Source organism: Pseudomonas sp. KH_046_1 (genome assembly GCF_057839025.1).
In genome coordinates this window covers 5,208,038-5,221,352 of the sequence record NZ_CM174481.1, presented here as the reverse complement: position 1 = coordinate 5,221,352, position 13,315 = coordinate 5,208,038, and the positions used below count along the sequence as shown (strand labels likewise).

Below are 13,315 nucleotides of genomic sequence, written 5' to 3'. Positions count from 1 at the left end.
AAAAGTCCTCCTCATAGGGTTCGGCACTTGGCGGAGGCGGTTTCGTAATACGCCTGGGGGTCGACGTCCTGGGGCAATTCGAAGCTCAGTTCGCAGCGCTCCAGCCCCGGCGCGGTGACCCACAACGTGCGGGAGTCAAGGGCGTTGGGCAGGAACACCAGGCCGCCGTCTTGCACCAGGGTGATGAATTCGCCATCCACGGTGTTCACCGCGGCGCCGCGCGGCAAGGGCACGCCGTTGGCGGTGGTGACCTTGAGCAATGCCCGGCGGGTGAGGCTGACGCCGAACTCGACGCTGTCGACGGCACCGCGACCGGCCGTAATCATCGCCAGCCCGTTGTGGATGTCGACGTTACGCGGCAGGCTTTTGGGGTCGACTTCCACCTTGCTGCGGCCGTAAGCCGCCACTTGCGGGATCACTGCCTGACCTTGCCAGTCGGTCCAGACCGGGCCGCTGGGCGTCGTCACCTTGATGGCACCCATGTCACCGACCGAAAGCAGTGCAAAGGTGTCGCTCACCGGGTAAGGCGACAGCGTCAGGCCACCACCGTGTAGCACGGCACCGCCTCGGGCGCTGGCCTGATAGCTGGAACGCTCGGCATCGGAACGGGTGTAATTCAGGTCCAGTTGGGTGTAGCGCGGCAGCAACGAAACACCGGCGGTGGATTGCACCTGCCTGTCGCGCGTGTCCCGTTCGACGCCGACCCGATACGCCAACTGATCGCCGATTTGCTCACTCAAGCCCACGCCGCTGCGGGATTCGCCAGCAGAGCTGCGTACCCAGGTGCGCGCCCGGCGGTTCTCCCCCAAAGGAATGCTTAGATTCAGGTAGGCGCTGTTGTCTGCGCGGTTCATGCCACTGATCTGCCATTCGACGGTCGTCGACACGGAAACACTGGCGATGCGGGTGCCCCAAGAGGCGAGGGCGCGGCTGCTGCTTTGGCCGTCAAACGTGCTTGACCGGCTCAAACCACCACTGAAAGTGCCGAGCTCGGGATGCGACCAGGAGAAGCTGGCGCTTTGTTGGTCGCGGTAACGGGATTGACTGGAGCCGGAGGTGCGGTCGAATACCGTATCTTCCAGCTCACGGTAACCAAAGGTTCGGTAGGCGCTTCCTCCATTGATCGCCCATTGATCGCTCAAGCGGTGGGTGACGTTAAGGTCGGCTTGAAGTCCCTGGCTGGCCTTGTTGCCAGTGGCGTCAGCAGCTGAAAGCGTGGCTTGAACCTGGGTGCCGGGCGAGGGCAGCAAACCCACGCCGACGCCTGCCGCGCGGTAGTCGGCCGCACCGGTCAGGCCTGCACTGAACAGCGCTTGCGGAGCGATTGCAGCGCTCCAGCCGCCACTGATCACCCAAGGATCATCGCCCTGTTCGGCACCTGTACTGCGAACCTGGCCAGCCGCCAGCGAATAACCGGGCGCCGGCAAGTCGATGCCGAGCATGGCCGCGGAAATGGTAAAGCTGCGCTCGCTGCCATCGGTTTCCCTGACCGTGACGTGCACATCGGAGCGGCTGTTGAGGCGGCGCACGTTGTTCAAGGCAAACGGGCCGGCGGGAACCACCGTCGAATGAATCAGCGAGCCGTTCTGCCGAATCTCGACCTGCGCCTGGCTGTTGGCAACGCCTTCGATGACGGCGTTTTGTCCTGCCACCTGCAAGGCGCGCTCATTGAGTATCTGCGCCCCGGTGATCTGCGCGCCGGCGAGGACCGGGTTGTAGAGGTTGATCTGACCCGCTTGCAGCACGGCCTCCTGGCTGACGAACGTGCGCTGGGCATATGCCGCGATATGAGTCGTTCGAGATCGCTCGTCCTGCCAGCTCTGCACCTGGCGACTGCGCACGATCCAGTCCCCGGCGTTAAAACCGATTTCGGTGTTGGCCGCTGTGTAGCGACTCGATCGATCGCCAAAACGACTGTGCAGACCGGTGACGTCGTAATTGAGCAGGCCGGCGAAGCCGCCGGTGCGATACCCGGAAAAATCCCGGGCAGTGGAACGTATTGTGTCGGTGGGCACGATCAATGCCAGAGCAAGGTTCGCCGGATCCTGTTCGATGACGGTCTGCGGCCAGGCGCCGAGAAAATCGTGGCACTGGCTGTCATCCAGCAGCCGACTGGGCACATTCAGGCTGGCCGCATCAAGCAGGGCGCGATCGAAGCACAACGCTCCCTCGCGGTTGAAGCTGACGTCTACCCGACCATGGCGCTGGCCATTGACCGTGAGGGTGACCGGGTGCTTTCCGGCTGTGAATCGCGGCGCGTGAATCAGCGACGTGGCCAACGCAGGATCAATGCCTCGCTGCAGCAACGTGTTTTTGTCGAACGAAGTAGGCAAGGAAACATCTCCCTGGGCGTTGAGTATCACCAACGCATTGGTCAGCAGCAGCGCCAGCGGGGCCGGTCGCCCTAATAGACGAGGGCGAGTAGCGGCTTGAATGGCGGGCACGGCTTCGCCATCACGGTAAATTAATGCTGTGTTCATCGGGTTCGCTTGGGTGAGGTCGGCGTGCTCGCCTGTTTTGCTCTGGCTTCAGACACGCTCTTGGCAATGGCTAGAGGGCCGTCGCCTTGAAACATCGGCACTCACTGTCCTTCGGAGGGCGCTGTGAAATGGTTGTGTTTTCAGGATTTGATGGGCGCCTCATGGTGAGGCACGGTGAAGCCGTAGACGGTGGCCGGTTGAAAGCGCACTTGCGTGGCGGCACCTGCTGGCACCGGAACACTGATGTGCTCACCGGGCAATACATAGGTTTTAGGCAGCAGGACATTGCTGGCAGAAGGTAGCAATGTCACTTCCTGGCCCAGACGTACCACGTAGGGCGTGTCGTTGCGCACGGTCAGTTGCGCGTCCTTCAGCGACCATTGCAGGTCGGTCCAGGGCGCGCGATTAGGCGCCAGGCCTTTGGGATGTAGGATCAGCGGCAGATTCTGGCGCACTGTCACACCCACACGGGCATGCCCGGCTTCGACTGCAGGTTTGCCTTGGGGAATGCCTTCGAAGATCACCCGTTTCAGACGCTGGGTGCGCAAGGGGGTTTCCGTTTGAAGAATGAACCGAACCAATTGCGTTTTCGACGCTTCGACACGCGCCAGCGGTGGCGTGACAAATACCAGGGGCTCGGTGTCCTCGGGGATGTCTTCGATGGTCACGTGCATCAAGGCGAGTGTGGAATCAGTGTTGGTTACTGAAACGGACGCTTCGCCGTCAGCTTCGTTGATGATGACAACGGAAGTATTCGGCACCATGCCATCGGCCTGGGCCTGCACGGTCAGGAGGAGAGTAAGTGTGCCGATGCCGGAACTGAGCAGGCGACGTGTGATTGTTGAAAACATCATCATGACGTGTCTCGTTGAGCGTTTCGTAAATAAGTAAATGCCGGGGTGGTGCGGAAAGGATTCAATCTATCGATCGAAGTTACTGGTTGGTATGCAACTAATACGAAAAGAGAGGAGGGGGTGTATGAATATGTGTTGCGGATTACGTGACGTTTTCTATGGTTTGTAGTTCTACTGCGTAGTCTTTATTGCGCTGCTGCGTAGGAACCATCTGTTTGTCAAATGGGCAAATGGAGATTCCGTTGAATACATTGAGGGGGAGGAGTCAGGCGTGTTTTCGGAGGAGTTGTGGAAGTAGGAATAACGGCGCTATTTTCCGCGCTTTCTCCCTACCAACAGGAGGTATCCCACAATGCGAGTCGTTATTGCTGACGACCATTCCGTCGTTCGAGTCGGGCTCCGCATACTCATCAACGGCAGCAGGCAATGTGTGATCGTCGGCGAGGCCGACAGTGCCGACAGCCTGATGAATCTGCTTTCAAGCACGTCTTGCGACCTGCTGATCACTGACTTCTCCATGCCGGGAGGGCAGCAGGCCGATGGCTTGAAAATGTTGAGTACGATTCAACGCCTTTACCCGGCCTTGCCGATCATTCTGGTAACGATGTTTACCAGTGTGGCGACGGCAAGGGCTACGTTGGCTCAAGGGGTGATGGCCATTGTCGCCAAAACTGCATCGGCGAAGGAGTTGCCCCTGGCAATCAATGCGGTGCAGCAAGGGCGCCGCTACCTCAGCGAGTCCCTGCGCACGCTGCTGGCCAACACTCGCAATCAGCTGCACGAATCGCCACTGTCGGCCAAGGAGCACGAAGTGGTCCGAATGCTCGCCAGTGGCATGACCGTCAGCGAAATCGCCATTCACTTCAAACGCAGCGTGTCGACCATCAGTAAACAAAAGAACATGGCCATGCACAGGCTGGGTATTTCCACGGACGTTGATCTTTTTTCCTACGCCCGGAACAACGGAATGTCGTACTGAAATGACGTGAATAATCACCGCGTTATTTTCTTCATGAATGCCGATAGTGTTCGATGCAGTTGCAGACTATCGTGCAGGCAATCTTTCGAAGCCATTGTGCATATCCAGGGGAACCCGCAAATGAGTGAAGTCCATAGCGCCTTGATCACCCGTTTCTACCAGGCTTTCCAGCGCCTGGATGCCGAAGCCATGGCTGCCTGCTACACCGATGATGTGGTGTTCAGTGACCCTGCGTTCGGCGAGCTTCGCGGTCGCGATGCCAGTGACATGTGGCGCATGCTGACCACGCGGGCCAAGGATTTTTCCCTGACCTTCGATCATGTTCGCGCCGACGAGCGCACCGGCGGTGCCCATTGGGTCGCGACCTATCTGTTCAGTCAGACCGGCAATACCGTGGTCAACGATATCCAGGCGCGTTTCATCTTCCGTGACGGCAAGATTTGCGAACATCACGACAGTTTCGATCTATGGACCTGGTCGCGTCAGGCGTTGGGTTTCAAAGGCCTGCTGCTGGGCTGGACGCCGCTGGTGAGAAACGCCGTTCGCGCGCAGGCATTGAAGGGGCTGAAGGCATTCCAGGCCAGTCGCTGATAAGATCGCGGCTTGTTTTCCTTCAAGCCCTGATCGTTACGTGACCACCCTCAGCGAAAGCCCTGTCGACGCCGACACCCCCACGAGCAAAACCTGGTTCGTCTACCTCGTTCGCGCGGCCAACGGTTCGCTCTATTGTGGGATCAGCGATGATCCCGTGCGTCGCTTCGCCAAGCATCAAAGCGGCAAGGGCGCACGATTCTTTCTTTCCAGTCCTGCCATGGCCCTGGTCTACACCGAACGCTGTCGCGACAAAAGCGATGCGTTGCGTCAGGAGCGGCTGATCAAAAAACTCAAGAAGAGCGCCAAGGAATGCCTGGTGGCGAGTGCCGCCCCTGTCTCATCACTCTGACTGATCAGTTCCCATCAGGCAGATCTGTAGGCTGCCAGGTGATTGCGCGCTAAGCTGCGGATTCCTGATCCTTGCGGCGGAGCCGAGCATGTCCGAGTTGATTCTGCATCATTACCCGACGTCCCCCTTTGCCGAAAAGGCTCGCCTGCTGCTGGGTTTCAAGGGCTTGTCCTGGCGCTCGGTGAAGATCTCGCCAGTGATGCCCAAACCGGATCTCACGGCGTTGACCGGTGGCTACCGCAAGACACCGGTATTGCAGGTCGGTGCAGATATTTATTGCGACACGGCATTGATTGCCCGGCGACTGGAGCAGGAAAAAGCCTTGCCTGCGTTCTTCCCGGAAGGTCAGGAAATGATCACCGCATCGTTTGCAGCCTGGGCCGACTCCGTGGTGTTCCAGCATGCGGTGAGCCTGGTGTTCCAGCCGGAATCGATTGCGGTGCGCTTTGGCAATTTGTCGCCGGAAGCGATCAATGCGTTTCTGGCCGACCGTGCCGGTTTGTTCAGTGGTGGTAGCGCGACAAAATTGTCTACCGAACAGGCGAAACATCAGTGGCCAACGATCATGTCGCGTCTGGAGCAACAGTTGCAGCGCGAGGAGGGTGACTACCTGTTTGGCGAGCCGTCGATTGCCGATTTCGCCCTGGCTCATTGCCTCTGGTTTCTCAAGGCCACGCCGGTGACGGCCCCGCTGGTCGAAGCTTATCCGGCAGTCAATGCATGGCATGAGCGGGTATTGGGCTTCGGTCATGGTGCATCCAGCGAGATGAGTTCCGAGGAGGCCCTGGCAATGGCGCGCGCGTCCACACCAACGGCCTTGCCGGATGAGCAGTTTGTCGATCCCAATGGATTCAAGGCGGGGCAGCAGGTAGTGATCGCCGCCACGGACTACGGCGTGGATCCGGTGGCGGGGGAATTGCTGTTTGCCGGCCGCGAGGAGCTGATTGTACGGCGAGAGGACGAGCGTGGCGGTGTGGTGCATGTGCACTTCCCGCGATTTGGTTTCCGGATCGAAGCCTGCTGAAAAAAACCTTGTGGGAGCAAGCTCGCTCCCACAATTAATTCAGTGCAGCCAGAATCGCATCCGGGTCATACCCGCGAATCAGCGTCCCGTTCACATCGATAATTGGAATGCCGCCACCGCCCAGCGCCTGATAGTCCTCGCGCGCGACGGCATCCTTCTCGATATCGAACTCCTTGTACGGGATGCCTTTCTGATCGAGGAAGCGCCGGGTCAGCTTGCAGTAACCACACCATTCGGTGGCGTAGAGCACGACGTTGGCCTTGGCCTGCGTCTGCGCAGGCACCATTTGCGATGGATTGAACACCCGCTCGATCTTGCCCCAGTTCTGGTAGGCCACGACCACCAGCAGGATCAGCAGGAATTTCTTCAGTACGCCGCCGAGCATCAGTTGCGACGCTTCAGCTGATCGGTGAGGGAAGTGGGCAGGCCCTTGATGATCAACGTGCCGGCTTCTTCGTCGTACTCGATCTTCGAGCCCAGCAGGTGTGCTTCGAAACTGATCGACAAACCTTCGGCGCGGCCAGTGAATCGGCGGAACTGGTTCAGGGTGCGTTTATCGGCCGGGATTTCTGGCGAGAGGCCGTAATCCTTGTTGCGGATGTGATCGTAGAAGGCTTTCGGGCGTTCTTCGTCGATCAGCCCCGACAACTCTTCCAGGCCCATCGGCTCACCGAGCTTGGCCTGGCTGCTGGCGTAATCCACCAGGGTCTTGGTCTTCTCGCGGGCGTCGTCTTCCGGCAGGTCTTCGCTTTCAACGAAATCACTGAAGGCTTTGAGCAGGGTGCGAGTTTCACCCGGACCGTCGACGCCTTCCTGACAGCCAATGAAGTCGCGGAAATACTCCGAAACCTTTTTGCCGTTCTTGCCTTTGATGAACGAAATGTACTGCTTGGATTGTTTGTTGTTCTGCCACTCGGAAACGTTGATCCGCGCGGCCAGGTGCAACTGGCCAAGGTCGAGGTGGCGGGACGGGGTCACGTCCAGTTCGTCGGTGACGGCCACGCCTTCACTGTGGTGCAGCAGGGCGATGGCCAGGTAGTCGGTCATGCCTTGCTGATAGTGTGCGAACAGCACATGGCCGCCGACCGACAGGTTCGATTCTTCCATCAGCTTTTGCAGATGCTCGACCGCCACGCGGCTGAACGCGGTGAAATCCTGGCCACCCTCAAGGTACTCCTTCAGCCAGCCGCTGAACGGGAACGCGCCGGATTCCGGATGGAACAGGCCCCAGGCTTTACCCTGTTTGGCGTTATAGCTTTCGTTGAGGTCGGCGAGCATGTTCTCGATGGCTGCGGACTCAGCCAGTTCAGAGTCACGGGCGTGGAGAACTGCAGGTGTGCCGTCGGGTTTTTTGTCGATCAGGTGGACGATGCAATGACGGATCGGCATGGGCTTCTCGGCTGAATGAAGAGAGGAGGGCGTGCTCCCCCGAAAAAGCGCCCAGTGTACCGCAACCACTGGTTTTGGCGCGGTGCGAAGGGCAATTGGCGGGCGACCGGCGGCGCTTATGCGTTTTTTTCATGTTTTAGCGCAATAAAGCTGACCAAATGGGTAGCTAGAGGCGGATATTTCCACGTCTGTGTGCTAGCTTTGCCCGGTCTTGCGCGAAGTCACTGCGTTAAGCGTGCAGTCAGCATTTGTCAGGTCGAACCAAACCCTGATTTCGGTATCTATAACCCCGATCCCGAGGTTATTTGGCCGAGGGTGCCAGATCCAGAAGATCGGGCTCGATAGCTGACATTGCACTGTGCAATCCATATGAATTTGATAGGGAAGGAACACTAAATGGCTCTTACTAAAGACCAACTGATCGCCGACATCGCTGAAGCTATCGACGCGCCGAAAACCACCGCGCGTAACGCTCTGGACCAACTGGGCCAAATCGTTGCCGATCAGCTGGAAAACGGCGGCGAAATCACTCTGCCAGGTATCGGCAAACTGAAAGTGACTGAGCGCCCTGCCCGTACTGGCCGTAACCCTTCGACTGGCGCTGCCATCGAAATCGCTGCCAAGAAAGTGATCAAGCTGGTTGTGGCCAAAGGCCTGACCGACGCTGTTAACAAGTAAGACTTGTTAAAAAAAACCGTGCACCGGAGCGATCCGGGCACGGTTTTTTTGTGGGCGCTGGAAACAATTTACGCAAGGTAAATTATTGAAGTAGTCCATTTGTTTGAAAGTAGTTGTTACATGCCCGCCGGATAGGGATGGCGCGGTTGCACTGAATAGCACTTTTCTCTCTGTATAAAACGAACGCTCCTACAGAACTGCTAGTTGAGTGTGCGCCTTGGGTCGGTACTATCAATAGGCGTAGCACTTGGCTTTGCGGTAATCAGCCAAAACCAAATTTCAGTTATTGGTTACAAGGACGTTTTTATGAAAGTTAAACAGTTGTTGATGTGTGTATCGCTTCTGGTGTCCGGCCAGGCTTTGGCAAATGTTACCGAGTACTGCCCAAGTCCTGCTGACATCAAGGAGTTTGGAGTCGGTACGTATAAAGCGCCGACAGCAAGTGGCGACGGGGAATGGTACGGCGTTTCGCAAACCGGACGTGGGCCGGTAGCCGATTTTGAACTGGCGATATTCGTACCTCGCGTAGCAGCCGGGGGCGTCACCATTGCCGGTGAAATCCTGCGTTGTGGTTACATGCTACAACAGGGAGGCGAGCTGGATATGAGATACAAGCGGGAGGGAACAATCGTAAGTATTGATACCGGCGGACCATGGGAGGAATGGTATGGCCAGTATTACTGCGATAGCAAAGTGTCGCGAGCCTGTGCATTCAAAGAGAATGTTCGTACAAACTCCAGGATGTAGATATCCAGAATTTTCTGTTATCGACATTGCAGAAGAATTGTCAGGCAGTTAGTAGCTAAAGATCTGAGCGTTACTGTTAACCGGTGAGGTTTGTTAAAAGCCGTGTCCAGAAATCATCCGGGCACGGCTTTTGTTCGTTTGGCTTTTACTCAGCTGCAGCTTTCGACCATCGTGCCTGACGCCAGGCCTGTTGCTGCGCTTCGGTCTGGAAGGTCCAGGCGACGAAGCGGCTCTGTTTTTGGCCCTGGCCCATTTCCACCACCCGACTGTCCAACGCGCCGGCCTTTTTCAAGGCGGTCTGGATCGCCGGCAGGTTCGAAGCCTTCGATACCAGCGTGCTGAACCACAGCACTTGTTGCGCCACCTGCACGCTCTCGCTGACCAGTTGCGTGACGAAGCGTACTTCACCGCCTTCACACCACAACTCCGCCGCCTGCCCGCCAAAGTTCAACACCGGCAGCTTGCGTTTCGGATCGGCTTTGCCCAGGGCTCGCCATTTGCGCGTGCTGCCCCGCGTGGCCTCGTCCAGCGAGGCATGGAATGGCGGGTTGCACATGGTCAGGTCGAAGCGCTCTGTGCTCTCCAGCAGGCCTGTGAGGATCTGCTTGGAGTTGCTCTGCTGGCGTACCTGGATCGCTTTGTTCAGGCCATTGGATTGAATGATGGCCTTTGCCGCGGCGATGGCGGTCGCATCGATATCGGAACCGAGGAACTGCCAGCGATAGTCGCTGTAACCGATCAGCGGATACACGCAGTTGGCGCCCATGCCGATGTCCAGCACTTTCACGGCGGCGCCACGGGGAATCACACCGTCATTGCCGCTGGCCAGCAGGTCGGCGAGGAAGTGCAAGTAATCTGCACGGCCTGGCACCGGCGGGCACAGGTAGTCGGCCGGAATGTCCCAGTGAGCGATGCCATAGAACGACTTGAGCAGCGCCCGGTTGAACACCCGCACGGCTTCCGGGCTGGCGAAGTCGATGCTTTCCTTGCCGTACGGATTGATGATCACGAACTTCTTCAGTTCCGGGGCGCTTTTGATCAGCGTCGGAAAGTCGTAGCGACCCTGATGGCGATTGCGCGGATGCAGGCTGGCCTTTTCCTTCGGGGCGACGGCCGTGGCCGGGGTCTTCGGGGCAGGCTTTTTGCGCGCAGGCTTGGGGGAGCGGGGGGCGGTCATGGCGGTGGTCGATTCGGGTATGGCTGAAAGTGGCGAGCATTGTCCCACATCTGTGGGGCAACACCGATCTAATGTGGGATCGCCGCACCGCCGCCCCCACAGGGAATCTTCATTGGATGTAAGAAAGTGGCAGGCATAAAAAAGGGAAGCCGCATGGGCTTCCCTCTTTCATTGCGATTTGCCGTTACAGGCTGGCAATCCGCGCATGCTGCTCGGCCAATTTGCCCAGGGCCTGTTCGGCCTCGGCCAGTTTGGCGCGTTCTTTCTCGATGACTTCGGCTGGCGCCTTGTCAACGAAACCGGCGTTGGACAGCTTGCCGCCGACTCGTTGCACTTCACCTTGCAGACGCTGGATTTCCTTGTCCAGACGCGCCAGTTCCGCACCTTTGTCGATCAAGCCGGCCATTGGCACCAGCACTTCCATCTCGCCGACCAGCGCGGTGGCGGACAGCGGTGCTTCTTCGCCTGCAGCCAATACGGTGATCGATTCGAGGCGCGCCAGTTTCTTCAGCAGAGCTTCGTTCTCGGTCAGGCGACGCTGATCCTCGGCGCTGACGTTCTTCAGGAACAGCGGCAGCGGTTTGCCCGGGCCGATGTTCATTTCGCCACGGATGTTGCGGGTGCCGAGCATCAGGCCTTTGAGCCATTCGATGTCATCTTCGGCGGCCTGATCGATGCGTGTTTCGTTGGCCACCGGCCAAGGTTGCAGCATGATCGTCTTGCCATCGATGCCCGCCAGCGGCGCGATGCGCTGCCAGATTTCTTCGGTGATGAACGGCATGAACGGGTGCGCCAGGCGCAGGGCGACTTCCAGTACGCGAACCAGGGTGCGACGGGTACCGCGCTGGCGTTCGACCGGTGCGTTTTCGTCCCACAGCACAGGTTTGGACAGCTCCAGGTACCAGTCGCAATACTGGTTCCAGATGAACTCGTACAAGGCTTGCGCGGCCAGGTCGAAACGGAACTGGTCGAGTTGGCGGGTCACTTCGGCTTCGGTGCGTTGTAGCTGCGAAATGATCCAGCGGTCAGCCAGAGACAGCTCAAAGGCTTCGCCGTTCTGGCCACAGTCTTCGCCCTTGTCCAGCACGTAGCGCGCCGCGTTCCAGATCTTGTTGCAGAAGTTGCGATAGCCTTCGACGCGGCCCATGTCGAACTTGATGTCACGACCGGTGGACGCCAGTGAGCAGAAGGTGAAACGCAGGGCGTCGGTGCCGTAGCTGGCGATGCCTTCGGCGAACTCGTCGCGGGTCTGCTTCTCGATCTTCTTCGCCAGTTTCGGTTGCATCATGCCGGAGGTGCGTTTCTGCACCAGGGCTTCGAGTTCGATGCCGTCGATGATGTCCAGCGGGTCCAGGACGTTGCCCTTGGACTTGGACATCTTCTGGCCCTGGCCGTCACGCACCAGGCCGTGAACGTACACGGTCTTGAACGGAACCTGCGGCGTGCCGTCTTCGTTTTTCACCAAATGCATGGTGAGCATGATCATCCGGGCAACCCAGAAGAAAATGATGTCGAAGCCAGTCACCAGGACGTCGGTGGAGTGGAATTTCTTCAGGAATTCGGTTTTTTCCGGCCAGCCGAGGGTGGAGAACGTCCACAGGCCCGAGCTGAACCAGGTGTCGAGAACGTCGTTGTCCTGTTGCAGCGCAACGTCCGGGCCGAGATTGTGCTTGGCCCGCACTTCGGCTTCGTCGCGACCGACATAGACCTTGCCCGACTCGTCGTACCAGGCCGGAATCCGGTGGCCCCACCACAGCTGACGGCTGATGCACCAGTCCTGGATGTCGCGCATCCACGAGAAGTACATGTTTTCGTACTGTTTCGGCACGAACTGGATACGGCCGTCTTCAACGGCGGCAATCGCAGGCTCGGCCAAAGGCTTGGTGGATACGTACCACTGGTCGGTCAGCCACGGCTCGATGACGGTGCCGGAGCGGTCGCCTTTCGGCACTTTCAGGGCGTGATCGTCAACGCTGACCAACAGGCCGGCGGCGTCGAACGCGGCCACGATCTGCTTGCGCGCTTCGAAGCGGTCGAGACCGGCGTATTCGGCCGGGATCTTGCCGTCGATGGTTTCGTTCAGCGTACCGTCGAGGTTGAACACCTGGCAGGCCGGCAGGACCGCTGCGTTCTTGTCGAAGATGTTCAGCAGCGGCAGGTTGTGACGCTTGCCGACTTCATAGTCGTTGAAGTCGTGGGCCGGGGTGATTTTCACGCAGCCGGTGCCGAATTCAGGGTCGCAGTAATCGTCGGCGATGATCGGGATGCGGCGGCCAACCAGTGGCAGTTCGACAAATTTGCCGATCAGGGCTTTGTAGCGTTCATCGTTCGGGTTAACGGCCACGGCGGAGTCGCCGAGCATGGTTTCCGGGCGAGTGGTCGCGACGATCAGGAAATCGTTGCCTTCAGCGGTCTTGGCGCCGTCGGCCAGCGGGTATTTCAGGTTCCACAGGAAACCTTTCTCGTCGTGGTTTTCCACTTCAAGGTCGGAAATCGCCGTGTGCAGCTTGGTGTCCCAGTTGACCAGGCGCTTGCCGCGGTAGATCAGGCCGTCTTCGTGCAGGCGTACGAATGCTTCCTTTACGGCTTCCGAGAGGCCGTCGTCCATGGTGAAGCGCTCGCGGCTCCAATCTACGGACGAACCGAGGCGACGGATCTGACGGCTGATGTTGCCGCCGGACTCATCCTTCCACTCCCAGACTTTCTCGAGGAATTTCTCGCGGCCCAGGTCGTGGCGGCTCTGACCCTTGGCTTCAAGCTGACGCTCTACCAGCATCTGCGTGGCGATACCGGCGTGGTCGGTACCCGGCTGCCACAGGGTGTTGCGACCCTGCATGCGGCGGAAACGGATCAGGGCATCCATGATCGCGTTGTTGAAGCCATGACCCATGTGCAGGCTGCCGGTGACGTTCGGCGGCGGGATCATGATGGTGTAGGACTCGCCCGCGCCTTGCGGGGCGAAGTAATTCTCTGACTCCCAGGTGTTGTACCAGGAAGTTTCAATGGCGTGCGGCTGGTAGGTCTTATCCATGCGCGGCGGGACC

The 13,315-nt window shown here is 58.8% G+C and carries 12 protein-coding genes; 6 read left to right on the top strand and 6 right to left on the bottom strand.

Translation table 11 applies throughout. The features are described from left to right. Positions 1-11: 11 nt before the first annotated feature. Both AC3IT9_RS23875 and AC3IT9_RS23870 read right to left on the bottom strand, forming a co-directional pair. Positions 12-2,480 (bottom strand): fimbria/pilus outer membrane usher protein, encoded by a 2,469-nt coding sequence (locus AC3IT9_RS23875; protein ID WP_489271160.1) that lies wholly within the window; start codon positions 2,478-2,480, stop codon positions 12-14. A 140-nt stretch (positions 2,481-2,620) separates the two neighbouring features. Then, a complete protein-coding gene (locus tag AC3IT9_RS23870) occupies positions 2,621-3,337 on the bottom strand; it encodes a fimbria/pilus chaperone family protein (RefSeq protein WP_150726816.1) in 717 nt (238 codons plus the stop codon). Positions 3,338-3,686: 349 nt separating this feature from the next. On the opposite strand from AC3IT9_RS23870, the gene AC3IT9_RS23865 reads away from it, so the two are divergent. The 4 genes from AC3IT9_RS23865 to AC3IT9_RS23850 all read left to right on the top strand — a co-directional run bounded on the left by AC3IT9_RS23865 (position 3,687) and on the right by AC3IT9_RS23850 (position 6,280). Continuing rightward, entirely contained in the window at positions 3,687-4,313 is a 627-nt protein-coding gene (locus AC3IT9_RS23865; protein ID WP_489271159.1) for a response regulator, read from the top strand. A 120-nt stretch (positions 4,314-4,433) separates the two neighbouring features. Further along, positions 4,434-4,904: a nuclear transport factor 2 family protein gene (locus tag AC3IT9_RS23860; protein ID WP_489271158.1), complete on the top strand. Its 471-nt coding sequence runs from the start codon at positions 4,434-4,436 to the stop codon at positions 4,902-4,904. 40 nt (positions 4,905-4,944) lie between these two features. Next, the gene (locus tag AC3IT9_RS23855) at positions 4,945-5,256 is read left to right on the top strand and encodes a GIY-YIG nuclease family protein (RefSeq protein ID WP_150754532.1); all 312 of its coding nucleotides are present in this window, start codon (positions 4,945-4,947) and stop codon (positions 5,254-5,256) included. Positions 5,257-5,344: 88 nt separating this feature from the next. Next, positions 5,345-6,280 carry a glutathione S-transferase family protein gene (locus AC3IT9_RS23850; RefSeq protein ID WP_489271157.1) on the top strand — a complete coding sequence of 312 codons (936 nt, stop codon included), beginning with the start codon at positions 5,345-5,347 and terminating at the stop codon, positions 6,278-6,280. Positions 6,281-6,314: 34 nt separating this feature from the next. Here the strand turns inward: AC3IT9_RS23850 and AC3IT9_RS23845 are convergent, their stop codons facing one another. Together AC3IT9_RS23845 and yejK are read right to left on the bottom strand one after the other, a co-directional pair. Continuing rightward, on the bottom strand, positions 6,315-6,665 hold the full coding sequence (locus AC3IT9_RS23845) for a glutaredoxin family protein (protein WP_489271155.1): 351 nt from the start codon (positions 6,663-6,665) through the stop codon (positions 6,315-6,317). Beyond that, a complete protein-coding gene (gene yejK, locus AC3IT9_RS23840; RefSeq protein ID WP_008018580.1) occupies positions 6,665-7,669 on the bottom strand; it encodes a nucleoid-associated protein YejK in 1,005 nt (334 codons plus the stop codon). The genes AC3IT9_RS23845 and yejK overlap by 1 nt, the downstream gene beginning before the upstream one ends. A 396-nt stretch (positions 7,670-8,065) precedes the next feature. Between yejK and AC3IT9_RS23835 the strand changes: the two genes are divergently transcribed. After that, on the top strand, positions 8,066-8,347 hold the full coding sequence (locus AC3IT9_RS23835; RefSeq protein WP_007905514.1) for an HU family DNA-binding protein: 282 nt from the start codon (positions 8,066-8,068) through the stop codon (positions 8,345-8,347). A gap of 306 nt (positions 8,348-8,653) precedes the next feature. Continuing rightward, positions 8,654-9,094, top strand: a complete 441-nt coding sequence (locus tag AC3IT9_RS23830; RefSeq protein ID WP_489271154.1) for a DUF3757 domain-containing protein — start codon at positions 8,654-8,656, stop codon at positions 9,092-9,094. Between the two features lie 145 nt (positions 9,095-9,239). Here the strand turns inward: AC3IT9_RS23830 and rlmF are convergent, their stop codons facing one another. Further along, positions 9,240-10,271 (bottom strand): 23S rRNA (adenine(1618)-N(6))-methyltransferase RlmF, encoded by a 1,032-nt coding sequence (gene rlmF / locus AC3IT9_RS23825; RefSeq protein WP_489271153.1) that lies wholly within the window; start codon positions 10,269-10,271, stop codon positions 9,240-9,242. A gap of 184 nt (positions 10,272-10,455) precedes the next feature. Next, positions 10,456-13,302 carry a valine--tRNA ligase gene (locus AC3IT9_RS23820; RefSeq protein ID WP_489271152.1) on the bottom strand — a complete coding sequence of 949 codons (2,847 nt, stop codon included), beginning with the start codon at positions 13,300-13,302 and terminating at the stop codon, positions 10,456-10,458. Positions 13,303-13,315 lie beyond the last annotated feature (13 nt).